The organism is Oceanobacillus sp. FSL K6-0251 (assembly GCF_038004725.1).
Lineage (GTDB): Bacteria > Bacillota > Bacilli > Bacillales > Amphibacillaceae > Oceanobacillus > Oceanobacillus oncorhynchi.
The window spans coordinates 3,140,434-3,160,100 of sequence record NZ_JBBORS010000001.1 but is presented as its reverse complement, the minus strand read 5'-3'; the positions used below and the strand labels follow the sequence as shown (position 1 = coordinate 3,160,100).

18 protein-coding genes are annotated in these 19,667 nt (G+C 39.2%); 13 read left to right on the top strand and 5 right to left on the bottom strand.

Annotation, left to right across the window (positions count from 1 at the left end; translation table 11 throughout):
- Window positions 1-76: 76 nt before the first annotated feature.
- Entirely contained in the window at window positions 77-385 is a 309-nt protein-coding gene (locus tag MKY45_RS15810; RefSeq protein ID WP_042535249.1) for a YlaH-like family protein, read from the top strand.
- 130 nt (window positions 386-515) lie between these two features.
- Here the strand turns inward: MKY45_RS15810 and MKY45_RS15805 are convergent, their stop codons facing one another.
- Window positions 516-719: a YlaI family protein gene (locus MKY45_RS15805; protein WP_042535247.1), complete on the bottom strand. Its 204-nt coding sequence runs from the start codon at window positions 717-719 to the stop codon at window positions 516-518.
- A gap of 410 nt (window positions 720-1,129) precedes the next feature.
- Here MKY45_RS15805 and MKY45_RS15800 point away from each other — a divergent pair, with 410 nt between their 5' ends.
- Entirely contained in the window at window positions 1,130-1,411 is a 282-nt protein-coding gene (locus tag MKY45_RS15800) for a hypothetical protein (RefSeq protein WP_042535245.1), read from the top strand.
- Window positions 1,412-1,465: 54 nt separating this feature from the next.
- Here the strand turns inward: MKY45_RS15800 and MKY45_RS15795 are convergent, their stop codons facing one another.
- The gene (locus tag MKY45_RS15795; RefSeq protein WP_042535244.1) at window positions 1,466-1,912 is read right to left on the bottom strand and encodes a hypothetical protein; all 447 of its coding nucleotides are present in this window, start codon (window positions 1,910-1,912) and stop codon (window positions 1,466-1,468) included.
- 294 nt (window positions 1,913-2,206) lie between these two features.
- Between MKY45_RS15795 and MKY45_RS15790 the strand changes: the two genes are divergently transcribed.
- From MKY45_RS15790 to pyc, 3 genes are all read left to right on the top strand, one after another.
- Window positions 2,207-2,488 (top strand): YlaN family protein, encoded by a 282-nt coding sequence (locus tag MKY45_RS15790; RefSeq protein WP_042535242.1) that lies wholly within the window; start codon window positions 2,207-2,209, stop codon window positions 2,486-2,488.
- Window positions 2,489-3,258: 770 nt separating this feature from the next.
- Window positions 3,259-4,443 (top strand): putative lipid II flippase FtsW, encoded by a 1,185-nt coding sequence (gene ftsW / locus MKY45_RS15785; RefSeq protein WP_042535240.1) that lies wholly within the window; start codon window positions 3,259-3,261, stop codon window positions 4,441-4,443.
- Complete coding sequence (pyc, locus tag MKY45_RS15780) at window positions 4,440-7,880, top strand: pyruvate carboxylase (protein WP_289584877.1); 3,441 nt, start codon at window positions 4,440-4,442, stop codon at window positions 7,878-7,880. The genes ftsW and pyc overlap by 4 nt, the downstream gene beginning before the upstream one ends.
- 767 nt (window positions 7,881-8,647) lie before the next feature.
- Here the strand turns inward: pyc and MKY45_RS15775 are convergent.
- Window positions 8,648-9,562 carry a COX15/CtaA family protein gene (locus MKY45_RS15775; protein ID WP_042535237.1) on the bottom strand — a complete coding sequence of 305 codons (915 nt, stop codon included), beginning with the start codon at window positions 9,560-9,562 and terminating at the stop codon, window positions 8,648-8,650.
- Between the two features lie 595 nt (window positions 9,563-10,157).
- Between MKY45_RS15775 and cyoE the strand changes: the two genes are divergently transcribed.
- The 7 genes from cyoE (at window position 10,158) to MKY45_RS15740 (ending at window position 16,886) form a co-directional block, all read left to right on the top strand.
- Complete coding sequence (gene cyoE / locus MKY45_RS15770) at window positions 10,158-11,102, top strand: heme o synthase (protein WP_289584875.1); 945 nt, start codon at window positions 10,158-10,160, stop codon at window positions 11,100-11,102.
- A 65-nt stretch (window positions 11,103-11,167) separates the two neighbouring features.
- On the top strand, window positions 11,168-12,250 hold the full coding sequence (coxB, locus tag MKY45_RS15765) for a cytochrome c oxidase subunit II (RefSeq protein ID WP_042535233.1): 1,083 nt from the start codon (window positions 11,168-11,170) through the stop codon (window positions 12,248-12,250).
- A gap of 42 nt (window positions 12,251-12,292) precedes the next feature.
- Complete coding sequence (gene ctaD / locus MKY45_RS15760; RefSeq protein WP_413465443.1) at window positions 12,293-14,140, top strand: cytochrome c oxidase subunit I; 1,848 nt, start codon at window positions 12,293-12,295, stop codon at window positions 14,138-14,140.
- Between the two features lies 1 nt (window position 14,141).
- Window positions 14,142-14,765, top strand: coding sequence for a cytochrome (ubi)quinol oxidase subunit III (locus MKY45_RS15755; RefSeq protein ID WP_042535231.1), 624 nt, complete (start codon window positions 14,142-14,144; stop codon window positions 14,763-14,765).
- Between the two features lie 3 nt (window positions 14,766-14,768).
- On the top strand, window positions 14,769-15,089 hold the full coding sequence (gene ctaF / locus MKY45_RS15750; RefSeq protein WP_042535229.1) for a cytochrome c oxidase subunit IVB: 321 nt from the start codon (window positions 14,769-14,771) through the stop codon (window positions 15,087-15,089).
- Window positions 15,090-15,296: 207 nt separating this feature from the next.
- On the top strand, window positions 15,297-16,202 hold the full coding sequence (ctaG, locus tag MKY45_RS15745) for a cytochrome c oxidase assembly factor CtaG (protein ID WP_332093777.1): 906 nt from the start codon (window positions 15,297-15,299) through the stop codon (window positions 16,200-16,202).
- A gap of 228 nt (window positions 16,203-16,430) precedes the next feature.
- The gene (locus MKY45_RS15740; protein ID WP_042535226.1) at window positions 16,431-16,886 is read left to right on the top strand and encodes a DUF420 domain-containing protein; all 456 of its coding nucleotides are present in this window, start codon (window positions 16,431-16,433) and stop codon (window positions 16,884-16,886) included.
- 125 nt (window positions 16,887-17,011) lie between these two features.
- Here MKY45_RS15740 and MKY45_RS15735 read toward each other — a convergent pair whose 3' ends face one another.
- Window positions 17,012-17,581, bottom strand: a complete 570-nt coding sequence (locus MKY45_RS15735; RefSeq protein ID WP_341173099.1) for a hypothetical protein — start codon at window positions 17,579-17,581, stop codon at window positions 17,012-17,014.
- Between the two features lie 318 nt (window positions 17,582-17,899).
- Entirely contained in the window at window positions 17,900-18,265 is a 366-nt protein-coding gene (locus MKY45_RS15730) for a YugN family protein (protein ID WP_042535224.1), read from the bottom strand.
- A 311-nt stretch (window positions 18,266-18,576) separates the two neighbouring features.
- Between MKY45_RS15730 and MKY45_RS15725 the strand changes: the two genes are divergently transcribed.
- Window positions 18,577-19,644, top strand: a complete 1,068-nt coding sequence (locus MKY45_RS15725) for a CAP domain-containing protein (RefSeq protein ID WP_341173098.1) — start codon at window positions 18,577-18,579, stop codon at window positions 19,642-19,644.
- The last annotated feature ends 23 nt before the right edge of the window (window positions 19,645-19,667 follow it).

Genomic DNA, 19,667 nt, shown 5'->3' with positions numbered 1-19,667 from the left:
ATATGAAAGCACTTTTAGTATGATTAAGGAAGCGTGTAAATGTGTATCTTCTATTAGATAAGGTGGCATGTAAGTTATGGTATTTGATTATGTCTTTGAATTGAATGGAACCGACAATATTTTCTGGATTTTTTATGTAATGAATCTAATTCTTTCAGCAATAGCTTATCAGCTGGGCTTTGCAAAAAAGCTCCCGATTGCAAAAAATATCATTGTATACATACTATTAATGGTTGGAACATTTGTTATAACTATCTTCTCCACGGTAATGAGAATGCCTACAATAGAATGCTTGATTATTATCATATTAGTGTTGGGGATATACCGTTTTCGTCTGCATCGAGAGAGAAAAAATCGCAGCGATGTACAAGAGGATAATGCATAAGCAAAAAAAGTATGAGAAGCCGTCCGTTTTTAAATCGGAGAAAGTTATTAGGAAAAAGTGGATATCACTTAAAAAAGCAGAGAGTCGATAATCGGCTTCTCTGCTTTTTAATGGAATAAAAAAATACAGGTTATAGGAAATCATCTACTTTCTTTTCTTCTTGATAAAAGCGAAATTTTCCTGTTGCCAGTCTTTTTTTTGTATTTTCTTCAATGCGGTCATAGCAAGTAGTACATAAATGAATATTTTTTCTGCGATTGCGCAATCTTTTCGCATGTGGTGAATTATTTTCTATTTCTTCCACTTTATCGCATATGGTGCATTTAACCTGCATGTTTCCACCTCAATTCGGTAATAAGAGTAAAACAATTTCTTTAGAAAGTGCCTGTTCAAAAAGTATGATGAAAAAGACCGGCCAGCTATGAATGCGATGTTCCAGGTTTGGGATTACGTACTTCGTCGAAGCGTTCTGGCGCAATTCCGGCACTAGCATCTCCGAAGACTACCGCTGCGCATCGCCGTGTCATTTTTATTGGGCTTTTTGAGCATTCTCTTATATAACACACTATAAGTATAGCATATTTTATAGAGCTAATTAAATAATCAAAGTTTGAAAAGGTGAGAAGTGGGAATGATAACAATAAAGAAGTGCCTGATTTTCAGCAATCCTATTTTGCCTGAGGAAGCAGGGGAAAGGGATTCCTTAAGTAAAATGAAGTTTCAATTTATGGAAAGGATGATAACATGAAAAAAAGATATGTGGTATCAGCATTAGGAGCAGTCGGAGCGGGAGTTGCCGGTGTATTATTGACAGATAGAAAGAAACGAAAAAAAATAAAATCATCGCTGGGAACTTTAAGGGTATTTGAAAACGCCGGAAAACCTGATGAATTTACGGAAGAAGAATTGGATCAATTGGAAAATGCTAAAATGGTTTCCGAGGGGTCGCAATTTGGAGTACAGTACTATAATGAAAAAAAGGCTGAAATGAATCAGCTGTCAAAAGAAGAAAATGAAAAAAGATAATAGAAAGTCCGCCCGCTGTTTATTTTATAGACAGCGGGCGGACTTTGTTAATGATTAATGAATATGAATTTCTTTAATATACTTAATTGGATTATCCTGATTAGAGCCATCTTTATAATAAAAGTGAACGGGGCCGTCTTCACGAAGCGGCTTTCCTTCTAAGGAAAAAAGCAAATAACCATTCTTGGCGTCTTCTAAAGCTATTTTTTCGTTTTCTCCATTGCTTTTAATAAATTCAACTTCCGCAGCGTCTGCTTTTGGTTCTGCATTATTCAGAAAATCATGCAATGGGATAACATAGCTGTTTTTTAAATATGCTTCCCCTTCCATCTTCGAGATACTCCGGTTTACAGGCGGTTTTTGAAAGTTTGAAGTAAATGTTTCTTGTTCTTCTGGTTCCGTAAAAGCTTTTTCTAATTCCACTTTTCTATCATCAAAAATCCATACAGTTGGATCAAGTGTGATAGGATAGCCGACATTTCCTTTAATCATTACGATCATATTATTTTATCCCCCTACGTATATACATACATGCATGCAGTGCAAATCAAGATAGGGAAGCGTTTGCTTCACAAATGCAGTTTGCACGTACTTCCAACTATTAGAATAGCAAAGATTAGGAGTACTTTCATCTATTTTAATTCAGAAAGCTGCAACATCTGCCTGCCCTTGATTTTAACAAAAAAAGGAATAAAAAGCGTATTTTTAACATTATACTTAAGTTATGTTTGCATTTTTGTGCTTGTAGCGATAATATTATATAAAGAATGTTAAAATGCGGAGGGGATTATATTGATGCCTGATGTAACGATTAATCACCGTGAAAAAGCCCACGCTCTTTTGAAAGCTGATGCTGATAAGATACTTCGTTTAATCGAGGTTCAGATAGAAAATTTGACGATGCCACAATGTCCTGTATATGAAGATGTACTGGATACGCAGATGTTTGGCTTATCTAGAGAAATTGATTTTGCAGTTCGTCTGGAATTGATTACAGAAGAAGAAGGACGAAATTTATTGGGAAACCTGGAGAAAAAGCTTAATATATTACATGAGGCTTCACAACGTACATTGTGAGTATATTTGCCGCTGCTGGGACAGTACCATAATAAAACTTTGCCAATTTAACAAACGGCAAGGTTTTTTTATAAGTTGGAGAATAACAATTGTCAGTGTGCATTGATTCTTATTCAGGAGTAGTCACGGCTGAATTTGAGCTTTGAATCCAAAAAAAGTTCGGCAACAGCTTTCACTTTTTCAGGCAGGATAATTCGAAGGATTGCGGCTTTTAATGTGTATGCTCATGTTATCCTTACTATATTGATAGAAAAAATACGTGAAGGCTGGCTGAATCTTAAATTAGGAAAGAAAAGATGAAGACGTTTCAAAAATGAAAATGAAATAATTACATACGTAACAAAAGGAAGCTGAAGAATGGTTGGAATACTAAAAAATGCGTAACCATGCAGGTTAGAATAAATTTTTAGAGCTTCCTGTTGTTTCCTATATGTTAAAAAATGTATACTGACAAATGAGAGATAATTATAACAGCTCTATTAAAAATATGATATACTGTTAAAAATCTCTTAAAAAAGGATGTTCAAAAAGTCCGCCAAAAATGACACATCGAATTTCTTCGTTAGCTTGCTTTTCCGCTGAGACCTGCGATTACTCGGTCTATTAAAGCCATTGCTCATGTATTTAACGGCATACATTCCGCTGGGGACTGCGATTACTCGCCCCATTAAAATCGTTGCTCAAAGCTGCGCTGCCTCGAACTTCTCGGTCTTTTTTAACGGACTTTTTGAACACACACTTAAACTTACATAGTGACTAGGAGAAAAATAATGTTAAAAAATTGGAAGCACTTCGATTTCACATTGATGATTACGCCAATTCTATTAGCTGGTTTTGGAGTAGTAATGGTATATAGTGCAAGTATGGTATTAGCTGTTGTGGAAGGTTCAGACAGTAATTTTTATCTTAACAGGCAATTAGTATTCTTTATTGTTGCACTTATTGGATTCGCGGTTACATCCTTCTTGCCGTACCAAATCTATCAAAGACTGATGAAGATAATCATTATATCTTGTATTATCTTACTTGTAGCTGTTCTTTTCTTTGGAGATACAGTCAATAATGCAAGGTCGTGGTTTCGGTTTGGTCCATTCAGCTTGCAGCCTGCAGAGGTCGCTAAGCTTGGTCTGATTATGTATTTAGCTGCAATATATTCTAAAAAGCAGGCTTACTTAGACCAGTTTAGCAAAGGAGTGCTGCCTCCGCTTATCATCACTGCCGTCGTTCTTGGATTAATTGTGGCGCAGCCGGATGTTGGAACAGCTGCTATTATATTTTTGATGGCATGCTCTGTTATCTTTGCTTCTGGTATCAAATGGAGACATTTATCTATTCTTGTTTTTGCCGGCTTGCTGCTGCTTGCATTTGCCATTCCAAACATGGTAACGGAAGAAAGACTCTCCCGTTTTACTGGTGCTTACCAGCCGTTTAATTCGCCGGATTTAAACGGGTATCAATTAATCCAGTCGTATGTTGCGATTGGTGTGGGCGGCTGGACAGGAGAAGGATTAGGACAAAGTATCCAAAAACTGGGCTTTCTGGTAGAAGGTCATACGGATTTTATTATGGCCATTATTGCGGAAGAACTCGGATTTATAGGGGTAGCGATCGTTTTAGGTTTACTTGCTGCCATTGTCTTTAGAGGACTCTATATTTCCAGACGATGCCAGGATAGTTTTGGTTCATTGCTTGCACTTGGGATTGCATCGATGATAGGCATTCAAACTTTTATTAATTTAGGCGCAATTAGCGGGGTTCTGCCAATTACAGGTGTTCCCTTGCCATTTATCAGTTATGGAGGATCCTCTTTGCTGTTTATGATGATATCCATGGGGATTCTTAATAATATAGCTATGCAAGTTAATAAGAAAGAAAGTGAAAGGGAAGAACTGGCTCCTAAGCCTAGTTTATTCCACAGAAAATCTATCAATTCGTACAGAGGTGGTAAAGCATGACAGACTTAAAGCAAATTAACAAAGTATTAGTTGCAAACAGAGGAGAAATCGCGATACGTGTATTCCGGGCTTGTACCGAGTTAAATATTCGCACTGTAGCTGTTTACTCCAGCGAAGATTCGTCTTCCTTTCACCGGTTTAAAGCGGATGAAGCTTATTTAATCGGGGAAGGGAAAAAGCCGATTGACGCATACTTAGATATCGAAGGAATCATTGCTTTAGCAAAAGAAGTAGATGTGGATGCAATCCATCCGGGCTATGGCTTCCTTTCTGAAAACATCGAATTTGCAAAGCGCTGTGAAGAAGAGGGCATTATTTTTATCGGCCCTACCAGCCAGCATTTAAATATGTTTGGAGATAAAGTAAAAGCAAGAGAACAAGCATTGGCTGCCGATTTACCAATTATTCCGGGTAGTGACGGCCCGGTTAACTCTTTAGAAGAAGTCAAAGCTTTCGGAGATAAGCATGGCTATCCGATTATTATTAAAGCTTCGCTTGGCGGCGGCGGAAGAGGCATGCGTGTGGTGCAGGATGCCAATGAAGTGGACAATGCTTATGACCGCGCAAAATCAGAAGCAAAGGCTGCCTTTGGGAATGATGAAATCTATGTAGAGAAATTAATTGAAAATCCGAAACATATTGAAGTACAGATTATTGGTGACAACCAAGGGAATATTATTCATTTATATGAAAGAGACTGTTCTGTACAGCGCCGTCATCAGAAATTGATTGAGGTAGCTCCAAGCTTATCTCTAAACGAAGAGCTGAGAGAAGCAATCTGTCAGGCAGCTGTCGATTTGATGAAAAATGTCGACTATCTCAATGCGGGTACGGTGGAATTCCTGGTAACCGAAAACGATTTTTACTTTATCGAAGTAAACCCGCGTGTGCAAGTAGAGCATACGATTACCGAGATGATTACCGGTGTGGACATCGTTCAGACGCAAATCAAGATTGCGGATGGATTTGGACTTCATGATAAGGAAGTAGGTATTCCAACACAGGATAAAATTTCAACACAAGGTTATGCGATTCAATCCCGTGTGACTTCGGAAGACCCGCTGAATGATTTTATGCCGGATACCGGAAAAATCAATGCTTACCGCAGCGGCGGCGGATTTGGTGTCCGTCTCGATGCAGGAAATGCGTACCAGGGAGCAGTTATTTCACCTCACTATGATTCATTATTAGTAAAAGTTTCTACCTGGGCGCTTGATTTTGAACAGGCTACCATTAAAATGGTGCGAAACTTAAAAGAATTCCGAATTAGAGGAATCAAGACAAATATTCCATTCCTGGAAAATGTGATGCTGCATGAACAGTTCTTATCCGGAGAATATGATACGACGTTTATTGATAAAACACCAGAATTGTTTATTTTCCCAGTACGCCGTGACCGCGGAACCAAAATGCTGACGTATATTGCAAACACCACGTTAAATGGCGTAGATGGTGCGGAAAAGCAGGATAAACCAGATTTTGATAAATTGATTATTCCGAACACAGAAAATATTGAAACACAGCCGGGATCGAAACAAATTTTAGATGAACGCGGTCCAGAAGGACTTGCTAAATGGCTGAAGGATCAAAAACAGGTGATGCTGACCGATACCACATTTCGTGATGCCCATCAATCTTTACTGGCTACACGCGTTCGTACTAATGACTTATTGCACATTGCAGAGCCGACGGCAAAATTACTGCCAAATCTATTTTCTGTAGAGATGTGGGGCGGTGCAACCTATGATGTTGCTTACCGTTTCTTGAAAGAGGATCCTTGGCAAAGACTGCTGCATTTGAGAAAGCGCATGCCGAATGTGTTATTCCAGATGCTGCTGCGTGCAAGCAATGCGGTTGGATACAAAAACTATCCGGATAATGTAATCGAATTATTTGTGAAGAAAAGTGCCGAAGCCGGTATTGATGTCTTCCGTATTTTTGACAGCTTGAACTGGGTGGAGGGCATGCAGGTAGCCATCGATAACGTCCGCAAAACGGATAAAATTGCAGAAGCTGCAATCTGTTATACGGGTGATATCCTAGACACAGGCAGACAAAAATATGATCTTGACTACTATAAGAATATGGCTAAAGAACTGGAAACAGCTGGCGCTCATATTCTGGGAATCAAGGATATGGCAGGCTTGCTGAAGCCGGAAGCAGCCTATCAGCTGATCAGCACATTAAAAGAAACCGTCGATATTCCGATTCACCTGCATACGCATGATACCAGCGGCAATGGAGTGTACGCTTATTCGAGAGCGATTGAAGCAGGAGTCGATGCGGTTGATGTCGCGGTTGGTTCGATGGCAGGGATGACTTCTCAGCCAAGTGCACAGTCACTGTACTATGCTTTAGAAGGAAAAGCATATCAACCAGCGCTGGATATTGAAAAATTTGAAGAAATTGGCCAGTATTGGGAAGGTGTCCGCCAGTTCTATAAAGATTTCGAAAGCGGCATGAATGCGCCGCATACAGAAATCTATCAGCATGAAATGCCAGGCGGTCAATACAGCAACCTGCAGCAGCAGGCAAAAGCGGTAGGGCTTGGCGATCGCTGGAATGAAGTGAAAGCAATGTTCCGTACGGTGAATGATATGTTCGGTGATATTGTCAAGGTTACTCCATCCTCCAAAGTGGTCGGAGATATGGCGCTCTTCATGGTGCAAAACGATTTAACAGAGGAAACAATCTATGAAAAAGGCGAATCCATTGATTTCCCTGATTCGGTGATTGAATTTGCACAAGGATATATCGGACAGCCTTACCAAGGCTTCCCGGAAAAACTGCAAAAGCTGATTTTAAAAGATAAAAAACCAATCACTGTAAGACCTGGGGAGCTATTGGAAGACGTTGATTTTAAAGAAATGCGTGATACACTTTATAATGAACTGAATCGTCCGGTCAACAGCCATGATTTGATTTCCTATGCATTATATCCAAAGGTATTCAAAGATTACGAGGATTTCTTGAATACGTATGGCGATATGTCCGTATTAGACACACCGACATTCTTCTACGGCATGAAGCTTGGTGAAGTGATTGAAGTAGAAATTGAAAAAGGGAAAACCCTGATTGTGAAGCTGGTTTCTATTTCTGAGCCGAAAGAAGACGGCACCCGTGTTGTTTATTTCGAATTAAATGGGCAGAGCAGAGAAATCGTCGTCCGTGATAATAGTATTGAGTCTGCGATCGCAGCCAATCCGAAAGCAGATAAATCCAATCCAAAGCACGTAGGCGCAACGATGCCTGGAACCGTCCTTGAAGTACATTGTGCCAAGGGAGATACGGTTAAAAAAGGACAGCATCTGATGACAAATGAAGCAATGAAAATGGAAACATCCGTACAGGCACCGCTTGATGGAGTGGTTAAAGAAATCCATGCGCAAGCAGGCAGCTCGATTGCGGTAAATGATTTATTAATTGAATTTGAATAAACAAAATAAAAACAGCCCCTTGGTGAATCAGCCAAGGGGCTTGTTGCGTAATGGATGATTATTGGGATAAGGGGATACACCAACTCGTATAAATAGAGAAGGATAAACTCTCAATCGGATCCTCTTCAGATTAAAGCTATGGATAAAAAAGAAGGACCCCTTGTTTAAAGAATAAGAAAGTATATAAAAAATGCTGAATATAGCCGCTACGGAAAAATACTACGCTTTCCATGGGCCCCGAGCTCATCTCCTTTAAAGAAGACTTGCTGATTGGCAAGCCGGCAGGCGCAGACAGAAGCATAGTCGCACTTATGCCCCGCGGGTAGAAAAAAAGAAGTTCACTTTTTTCTGCGGGGTCTTCCCACTGGGACTGCGATTACTCGCCCCACCGAAGACCATTGCGCTTTCCCATAGGAGTCTCCGTATTTTTCCTCTGGGACTGCGATTACTCGTCCCATCAAAAACCGTCGCTAGAATTTGCGTTATTTCTTCTTAGATGGGAGCGGATGTTGTCGACTCCTGCGGGAAAAGCAACAGGTGAAGGCCCCGCAGGAAGCGGTTTTCTTCCGAGGAGACTGAAGCGTTGCCCGCGGAAAGCGACTTCCTGGGACTGCGGTTACTCGCCCCATCGAAAACCGTCGCAGCGGACATCGCTTCGGCGAGGACACCGGTGATTTAAAGACCAAGCGGTATTCTGGTTTTTTCTTTAAGTGCAAGCAAGGTCCCTTCTATTTTTTGGCTGGAATATTGAAATATAATAGATTCGATTATTTTTCTTTTCTGCTGCTTCGGAAAGACAGATGGATAAAATAAGTCAGCATTCCAAAGTAACATGTAATAAATAGTGCATGGGCTAGTGCAATAAATAAATTAAGCTGTGTAAAAATGATGAGCGAGCCGGAGATAACCTGCAATGTAATCAGTGACAGCGTAATTATCCAGCCCCATCTCATAACCTCGCTGCGGCTATATTTCTTTAGCATACGGACTGTTAAAAGGATTGTCCACAAAAATAAGATTCCAGCTGCAAAACGATGCCCCATCTGGACCCATTGATGAAAGGAATAGCTTGCAAAGGCAAATGGCTCTGAATTGGAACAAAATGGCCAATCGGTACAATCCAGGATGGAATTCGTATGACGTACCAGTGCCCCGCTATATACCACACACATTGTATAAACCGTTATCGCATAGATTTCAATTCTGTGAGATTTTTTAATATGGATATCTTCTGTATGTAATTTCTTATCAATTTCAAAGAATAATAGCATAAGTAAAAAAACAGCAGAAAAACAAATTAAAGATATCCCGAAATGGGTAGCCAATATAAAGTCAGATTGTCCCCAGACCACTGCTGCTGCACCGACCAGTGCTTGTACAATAATAAAAAATAATGCAGAAAAACTTAAAAAAATAACTTCCTTATGATGTCTGTATGCTTTCCAGGAAAGAATAGCAAGTAAAAGCACCAATATACCAACTGCGCCGCTGACCATTCGATGACTTAATTCAACAATCATTTCAAAATGAAGGTTAGCAGGGAGAAGTTCGCCTTCACACAGCGGCCAGCTGTCTCCGCATCCATCCGCTGAACCTGTTTTTGTAACAAGTGCTCCTCCTAAAAGAAGGGGAAGCATTCCAATGGCCGTTGTCACAGATAGTATTTTTAGTATTTTTAACATATCTATGCAACCTCACTTCTTATGTAAATTATCCAATATCTCCAGTGTACCAAAAATCATGCGGGAAACGCTTTCCAATTTTGAACAAAATCTAACATCCGCTTGTAATGCCTGTATAGAAGCACAGCTTTCCCTATTTGAAAAATTGTATCAGGGACGAATAAGATAAATTTTTTGCATTGATTTTTGATATCATCCGTTTAACAAATAAAGACAGACAAAATGACTTTATTCCAAAAATAAAACCCAAATACCAATCTTAATAGTATCATGTTTTTTTGAAGTTTTCATCAGCAAATAAAAAAAGCTTGCATAATTCAGTTATGTTTGCTAGAAATATATTATGGATTAGTATGCAGAAGAACAGTTGCCGTTTTATAAAAAATAGAAAATATACATAATTCATTTTCTTTATCTATTTTCCGAGACAACTTTTTAGCTGGATGTTCAAATAGTTGTAATATATTATATAAAAGTTCATTAGATTGTCATAGAAATCCATGCTATAATTAAAGTTGGAAACGGAATACATAGAAACAAATGCGTGTATTCTGTTTATTATTATGTCTTCCTACTGGTGCGAAGGGGGGAAATTATGGATAAAGTAGATATGACTTACTCGGAGCTGATCGGTAACACAACCATTTCAACCAAAGAAAAAATAACTGTTTTTCTGTCAGAAGTGAAGGCGCTTATAAAAATCGGAATTGTCAACTCTAATTTGATTACGGCAATTACAGGTTTTTTAGTAGCTATCGCTTTAACGAACGCCTCCTTTAGCAATCATTGGGGAACATTTCTTTTGATGATAATTGGAAGTGCTTTAGTAATTGCCGGCGGCTGCATTATGAACAACTGGTATGATGTAGATATTGATCCCAAAATGTCCCGAACGAAGAAAAGACCAACTGTGACCGGATTCTTTTCATTGCGGGCAGTACTGATAATGGGAATAGTTGTCAGCAGTCTTGGACTCGCAGTATTGATGTTTACCACTTGGTACGCGGCATTATTTGCTTTTATTGGCTGGTTTGGCTATGTCGTATTGTACACCATGTGGTCAAAGAGAAGATACACATTAAACACGGCTATTGGAAGCTTGTCTGGTGCAATGCCTCCTGTGATTGGCTGGGCAGCAGTCGATCCTTCTTTTCATGTGGTTCCGCTTATCATGTTTTTAATTATGTTTATATGGCAGACACCGCATTTTCTTGCCTTGGCAATGAAGAAAAAAGAAGAATATAAGGCGGCTGGAGTACCGATGCTGCCAGTGGTTAAAGGCATGGGCATAACGAAAAGACAAATCAATGTTTATATCGCTTGTCTTTTACCGTTGCCGTTATTCTTGCTTCCTACACTGGGCTTAACTTTTACAATTGTAGCAACAATATTGAATATCGCATGGCTGGTGATTGGTTTTATAGGGCTGTTTACGGAGAAGGATATGAAATGGGCTAATTTAGTATTTATATTTTCCTTGAATTATTTAACAATTCTTTTTCCGTTAATGATTATTGTCACACTGCCGATATTTAATTAATGATTGTTATTCCTTAAAATTTAAATATAAAAGGAAAGAACAAGAAGAAAGAGAGGTATTCTTACATGAGAGGTTGGATGGGAAAAACCAAAGTATTTTTCGTATTCACATTACTTGCATTATTTCTTGCGGGCTGCGGAATCGAAAATCTGACTGCACTAAAGCCTAAAGGTTACGGCGCAGAACAAGCCATGGATCTTATTATTTTGACCACATTGATCATGACAGGTGTGTTTATTGTGGTTATGGTGATTTATGTGATTACACTTGTTCGCTTTCGCAGAAAAAAAGGACAGGAAGACCATATTCCTGAGCAGGTGGAAGGGAACCACAAGCTGGAAGTAATATGGACAGTAATCCCGATTATTTTGGTGTTGATTATTGCTGTGCCTACTGTTCTGGCGACTTTTGATTTGGCAGATGACTCCAGTGCAGATGAACTCATCAATGTTAATGTAAAAGGAAATCAATATTGGTGGCATTTTGAGTATCCTGGAGAAGAAGTTCAAACAAGTCAAGACCTGTATATCCCTACAGGCGAGCGCGTTTATTTACATATGCTCTCTTCTGATGTTATTCATTCATTCTGGGTTCCATCAATTTCCGGGAAAATGGATGTCAATGCAGAGAATGTAAATACAATGTATATCGAAGCTTACGAGGAAGGTGTGTACTGGGGCAAATGTGCTGAGCTATGCGGACCTTCGCATTCATTAATGGACTTTAAAGTCATTGCTGTTTCACCTGAAGAGTATGAACAGTGGGTTGATGATATGCAGAACATAGATGCAGAAGCAGAACCTGAAACTGCGGATGCTCAGGAAGGTCAAGAGTTATTTGAAGCAAATAACTGTATGAATTGTCATGCGACAGATGCAGCTGCTTCCGGCATTGAAGCTGGCCCAGAGAATAACGGACCTTTTGGACCGAATTTATCAAACTTTGGAGACCGTTCCAATGTTGCCGGTGTGTTAGAGCATAACGAGGAGAACCTTGTAGACTGGTTAATGGATCCTGAATCTATTAAGCCGGGCAACCAAATGACGGGTCAATATCCAGAGCTGAATCAAGATGAAGCAGAAAGTATTGCAGCATATCTATTGCAATTACAGCCTTCAGAAATTACACCTGAAAACGCAGGAGATTAAAAAGTGAATGACTGTTACAAAAGGGAGGTTTAAAATTTGGGTATGACTAGTGCTCAAAAAAGCGGTTTCGGGGCTACCTTATGGGATTGGCTGACAACTGTCGATCATAAAAAGATCGGTATTCTATACCTTGCAGGCGGAGGATTCTTTTTCCTGTTAGGCGGTCTTGAAGCTGTAATTATTCGTATTCAACTTATTTCACCAGAGAATAATTTTATTAGTGCAGGGCTTTATAACGAAATGATTACCATGCATGGTACAACGATGATTTTTCTTGCAGCAATGCCAATATTATTAGGATTGATGAACTTTATTATGCCGCTGCAAATTGGAGCGCGTGACGTTGCGTTTCCGTTTCTAAACTCTTTAGGTTTCTGGTTGTTTTTATTTGGAGGATTGTTATTAAACCTTAGCTGGTTTACTGGTGCACCCGATGCCGGCTGGACCAACTATGCTCCTTTGTCAATACAATCACCGGGTCATGGGATTGACTTCTACATTATGGGGCTGCAATTATCCGGAGCAGGAACATTAATGGGCGGAATCAACTTTATTGTTACGATTGTTTTAATGCGCGCACCGGGTATGACTTATATGAGGATGCCATTGTTTACATGGACGACTTTTGTGGCTAGTATCTTAATACTATTTGCTTTCCCTGCATTGACGGTTGGATTATTTTTAATGATGTTTGACCGCATGTTTGGTTCTGCATTTTTCGATGCTGCATTAGGCGGGAATGCTATCATTTGGCAGCATTTATTCTGGATATTCGGACATCCGGAAGTATACATTTTGATTTTACCGGTTTTTGGTGTATTTAGTGAGGTTTTCCCGACATTTGCTAAGAAACGTTTGTTTGGATATACAGCAATGGTATTTGCGACATTTTTAATTGCATTTTTAGGATTTATGGTGTGGGCTCACCATATGTTTACAGTTGGCCTGGGGCCAGTTGCAAACTCTATCTTTGCAGTAGCAACGATGGCAATTGCTGTTCCGACGGGAATAAAAATATTTAACTGGCTGTTTACCCTTTGGGGTGGCAGTATCAAAATCAATACAGCAATGTTATGGTCATTAGCTTTCATTCCATCATTTACTATCGGAGGAATGACTGGTGTTATGCTTGCTTCAGCTGTTGCTGACTATCAATATCATGACACTTATTTTGTTATTGGACACTTTCATTATGTTATTGTCGGTGGAACAGTGTTTGGTATATTAGCTGGACTTCATTATTGGTGGCCAAAAATGTTTGGCAGGTATTTACACGAAGGGTTAGGACAGTTATCGTTTTGGACATTCTTTGTTGGGTTCCATTTAACATTCTTTATTCAGCATTTCTTAGGTTTAATGGGGATGCCACGCCGTTACTGGGTATTCTTGGAAAATCAAGGGCTGGATACAGGTAACTTAATCAGTACCATTGGTGCTTTCTTTATGTCATTTGGTGTTATTGTATTTTTGATTAATATAATCTACACAACCATCAAAGGGAAAAAAGCCCCTGGCGATGCTTGGGGAAGCGGGCGCACACTTGAATGGGCAATTTCATCCCCGCCTGTCCATTATAACTTTAAACAATTGCCATTAGTTCGCGGGTTAGATCCATTATGGATTGAAAAAACGGAAGGTAATAAAAAAGTGACTCCGGCAGAACCATTAGATGAAATTCATATGCCTAATGGGTCTATTCTCCCTTTCATTATGACTATTGGGTTTACGATTGCTTCCTATGGTTTTATTTATCAAACAGAAAGTAAATATTGGCTAATTGCTGTATATGCAGGAATGGCAATTGCATTAATCAGTATGTTAATCCGTTCATTAAAAGATGACCACGGACATCATATTTCTAAAGAAGAACTAGAAAGGGTGGGTGATTAATATGAGTCATGATCATTCCATTGATCCAAAGAATATGCCAAAAGATCCTTCAAAAGCAACAACGGAAGGTAAACATAAATTTATGGGCTTGTGGATATTCCTTGGTGGCGAGACAGTTCTTTTTGCCTGTTTGTTTGGTACGTACCTTGCCTTAAAAGATTCTGCTGCAGGCGGTCCGACAACGCAGGAATTATATGGCCTGGGTCTGGTATTCTTAATGACAGTTTTACTTTTAACAAGTTCTTTAACAAGTGTGTATGCTATTTATCACATGAAAAATAATGACTTTAAAAAGATGCAGCTATGGATGGGAATTACAGCATTACTAGGTCTTGCTTTCCTTGCGTGTGAGATTTATGAATTTGCACATTATATTCATGATTATGGGTTTACATTTCGTTCTTCTGCATTTGGATCAGCCTTCTATACATTAGTTGGTTTCCACGGCGGGCACGTTGTATTCGGATTATCTTGGATTATTACATTGATGGTTCGCAATGCGAAGCGGGGACTGGATTTGTATAATGCACCAAAATTTAATACATTTGCGCTATATTGGCACTTCATCGATGTAGTGTGGGTATTCATCTTTACAGTTGTTTATCTGATGGGGATGGTGAGTTAATTTATGACAGATGAAATGAGTACAAGAAAAATTAATTCGTTCCAAAAGCAAAAGAATAAAGAAGAAATGCAAAAAATGGTAGTCAGCTTTGCTTTAATGATTTTCTTTACCTTAGTTGCATTTGCTCTTGTTATGTTAGAGGTACCATCTACGTATGTTATTCCAATATTACTGCTTCTTGCCTTTGTACAGGTAGGGTTTCAGTTTTTCTACTTTATGCACTTAAAGGATAAAGGACATGAGGTACCTGCCCAGATTATCTATGGGGGAATTTTTATTACAGTGATGGTAGCATTGACTTTTACTATCATTACTTGGTGGTAAGTAAGACAAATTGAAATCAATCCTTTTGAAATGACAAACGCTATGATGATTTATTTATTAAATCATCATAGCGTTTTGTTTATCATATGGAAAATATAGTGCGTAAAATAGAAAGATATGTTTTAAAATCGTCACAATCCCACTAGAGAATTCTTGTTTATTTTAAGGTATAATAGATAAAGTAGACTAAACTGGAGATGATTAGGTATGTGGTTAGATATACAAATATTCGGGTTTCGGGCATTATGGAGCCCTTACTTTATGATATTTACAGCTCTTATTGCACTAGCTTATTTTCTAATTACAGGACCGTACCGGCATAAGTTTGGCAATCATGATAAAGTTACTGTGAAGCAGCAGATTTCTTTTTATACGGCAATAGTGTGTTTATACTTAGTAAAAGGCGCTCCAATTGATTTACTCTCACATATAACGCTGACTGCTCACATGATTCAAATGGCTGTTTACTTGCTGATTATCCCGATACTGGTTATCAAAGGGATACCTTCCTGGCTATGGCGAAAAGCAATTGACCGGCCTGTTATTAGACCGATTGTGGAAATAGGTACAAAACCGTTAATATCCTTATTGCTGTTTAATGGTTTATTTTCTCTTTATCATATACCATCTTTCTTTGAGTTTGCAAAGTCTTCGCCAGTCATTCATACGGTGATTCACGGGATTCTATTAATTGCAGCCTTCTTTATGTTTTTCCCGCTGCTGGCCCCTTTAAAGGAATTCGACCGGATGCAGCCGCTATTAAAAATAGGTTATATTTTTGCAAATAGTGTATTAATCACACCGGCCTGTGTATTGATTATTTTTGCACCTGAACCTCTTTACGCTACCTATACACAAGGAGGAGCATGGATGCAGGCGATGAGTCTTTGTGTACCGACAGATGTTTTACAGGGACTTGCTCCCGGTTTAACTGGGCCGGAAATGTTTACACCGCTCAGTACACTGATTGATCAGCAGCTCGGCGGTATTATCATGAAGGTTATTCAGGAAATTACTTATGGAGGGGTTTTAGCAACAATTATTTTTTCTTGGGTTAACAAAGAAAAAAACACGATTGATCCGTTGCCGGCAAAACCAGCAGAATCACATTGAAAAGAGATATTTAGAAGTGGAGCTGAAGTAAAAGGATAGAAAGTATGTAGCGTATATAACGGGAGGGCAAAGCCTTAAACATCTATAATATATGGCTGCAATCTGTGTTCATATAATTATCGTTATACGGAGACATAAGCACGCTTTAAAAATGTCACTGTATGGGCATGGTTTCAAACTTTCTGAGAACTTTAGAACGCATAATTAGAAATACTGGAGGATAAAGCAATGCATTTACTACCAACAATCAGTACATTTTTTATTGCTTTGAGTGCAATACTTGTAGCAATAGGCTGGGTTTTAATCGTTAAAAATAAAAGAAAAGAACATAAAGCTGTGATGATATCAGCAGCTGTCAGTGCCCTTCTTTTCTTCATTATTTATGTATCACGTACCGTATTTGTAGGAAATACAAGCTTTGGAGGACCTGAAAGTATACAGACTTACTTTACGATTTTCCTGATTTTCCATATTATTTTAGCTACAGTTGGAGCTGTATTTGGAGTTGTAACGCTTGTATTAGCATTTAAGCGGAATATTAAGAAACACCGTAAAATCGGCCCGATAACAAGTATTATTTGGTTTTTCAGTGCGATTACGGGGATACTTGTTTATATTTTTCTATATGTAATGTACGATCCGGGTGAAACCACGAGTATGATTAAAGCTATTCTTGGTTTTTAATCTGCGGATGGGATAATATATATGCAGCATTTAAAGGATACAGTGCTTTATAAAGGAGCATGTATCCTTTTTTGAAGAATAAGAAAGTATATAAAAAATGCTGAATATATCCGCTCCAACGGGTTTCATGGGGTGAGTAATCTTAGGCCCCAGAAACACACTCCGCTTTCCGTGGGCCCCGAGCTCATCTCCTTTAAAGAAGACTTAGCGATTGGCAAGCCGACAGGTGCAGACAGAGCTAAAGTCGCACTTATGCCCCGAGGGTGAAAAGAAGACTTAGCGATTGGCAAGCCGACAGGTGCAGACAGAGTTAAAGTCGCACTTATGCCCCGAGGGTGAAAAGAAGACTTAGCGATTGGCAAGCCGACAGGTGCAGACAGAGTTAAAGTCGCACTTATGTCCCGAGGGTGAAAAGAAGACTTAGTGATTGGCAAGCCGACAGGTGCAGACAGAGCTAAAGTCGCACTTATGCCCCGAGGGTGAAAAGAAGACTTAGTGATTGGCAAGCCGACAGGCGCAGACAGAGCTAAAGTCGCACTTATGCCCTGCGGGTAGAAAAAAAGAAGGTCACTTTTTTTCCTGCGGGGTCTTCCCACTGGGACTGGGACTGCGATTACTCGCCCCACCGAAGACCATTGCGCATTCCCGCAGGAGTCTCCGTGTATTTCTTCCGGGACTGCGATTACTCGCCCCATCAAAACCGTCGCTAGTATTAGTGTCATTTCTTTATAAAAAGCAAATAAAACATAATTCTTCTTAGATGGGAGCGGATGTTGTCGACTCCTGCAGGAAAAGAAACAGGTAGACCTGAGCAGGAAGCGGTTTTCTTACCGTGTGGCTGAACGTTGCCCACGGAAAGCGACTTCCCGTAGCGAACATCTCTTCGGCGAGAACACCGATGTTTTAACAAGCGGTATTCTTGGTTTTTCTTATCTGATTAAATCATTCAGAATATAAAAAGAGCTGACATATTAACTGGAGATAATATGTCAGCTCTTTTGAATGGTGTCTTTTTATTTTTTGTAATATTGCAGTTCGTCGCTAAGTTTTGCGAGTAATGTGTTCGTTCTTTCTACAACGCTTTCAGGAAAGTTCTCTTCTTCGCCATACTCAACGCCGTGTGGATAATAATGTTTACCAAGTAAAGGAGTCATTAATTTAATAACGGCGTTGCGCTTATCCACATCACCTTCGATAGCATAACCTTGCACGCGGATATAGTATGTAATACCTTCTTCGTTGGATCCGATTTTGTAATCATAGGTAACGCGTTCATAATCCCATTGCCCGGCCCGGATAAAGGCAAGATTTGCTGTTACGTGATCCAGTACCTGTACATCAATAATTGTGTCTTCTATCCCAGTGTTTTCAAATCTCATTTTACTTTCACCTCATCAATAATATTCTGCTTAATTTAAGGATAATACGAAACGGTAATAGATGCAATAGAAACCATGGACGATAGCAAAGAAAGGGTATAATATTATGATAATAGGGTATAAAATAGATAAGTAGATTATACATAGAAAGTTCAAAAAGTCCCCGAATGATAAAACAGCAATCGCTTTAGCTGACGCGTTGTATCAGATAGGAAAGAAGGATGCAGGCACCCGCCTATCGGAAATCGCCGGCTGCTTTTTGAACATGCATTGATAATGTTTTATTTATCTGCTGGATGGGGGTTCCAATCATGAAAAGGCTTCGTAATGTAATGATAATCATGATTATTGCACTCCTTGTATTTATTGTTATATACCAAATGAATTCATCACCTGTAGAGGTTGTAAGAGAAGCAGCGTCCCATCTTAATGAGGATGAAGAAACGATAGAGCCTAAAGGAACAGCAGCAGAGCTTCCTCAGATGAATTTAGAAGGCGATTTATATCAATGGATAGGAAAGACGTCAAATGAACTTACAGAAGAACTGGGAGAACCGGACAGAATTGATGTTAGTGCATATAATTATGAATGGTATGTATATAATGACTCAGAAAGCCAATATGGTCAGTTTGCTATTTTAGAAGATGAGATTGTATCTGTTTATGCCATTGGGGATAATTTAGAGATATCTCCAATTGACTCTGGAGCGGATTATATCGAAGTGGCAGATACATTTCCTTTTTTAAATGAAGTAACTTATACGGATGGCGATTCTTCGTTTACTTTCCGGTTAAACACAGAAGACCTTCAGACGAGACCGCTGGTGAAAATAAATGACTCTACTTTTATTCAATTTTATTTTGATACGTTTACAGAAACGTTGTCGTCTATGAGGATTTCTACAGGAGATGCGCTTTTATTGCAAAGGCCATATGAAATTGAATATCAGGGAGATCTGCCTGAACAGCCTGAATTTAATGAAGAGGAATGGAGAGAAATTCAGGAAGGGATGGAGCAGCAGGTTTTTGATATTTCTAATATCATGCGTTATAAACATGACTTGCCGCACTTAGAATGGGATGATCAAGTAAGTCTTGTTGCATATGACCACAGCAAAGATATGTACGAGAATGATTATTTTTCTCATGTTAGTTTAGATGGAGATGGTTTAAGAGAACGTCTGGAGGAAAAACAGGTTGCCTATGTTGCTGCTGGAGAAAATATCGCAGCGCAATATCCGGACGCTCCTGCGGCAATGGAGGGCTGGTTAAACAGTGAAAGTCACCGGGAAGCATTACTAAGTGATGAATATAGTTATCTTGGAGTGGGTGTATACCGCTTTTATTATACACAGAACTTCTTAGGAAAACCTTTTTAACGTACTTATGTTTGTTTAACAGA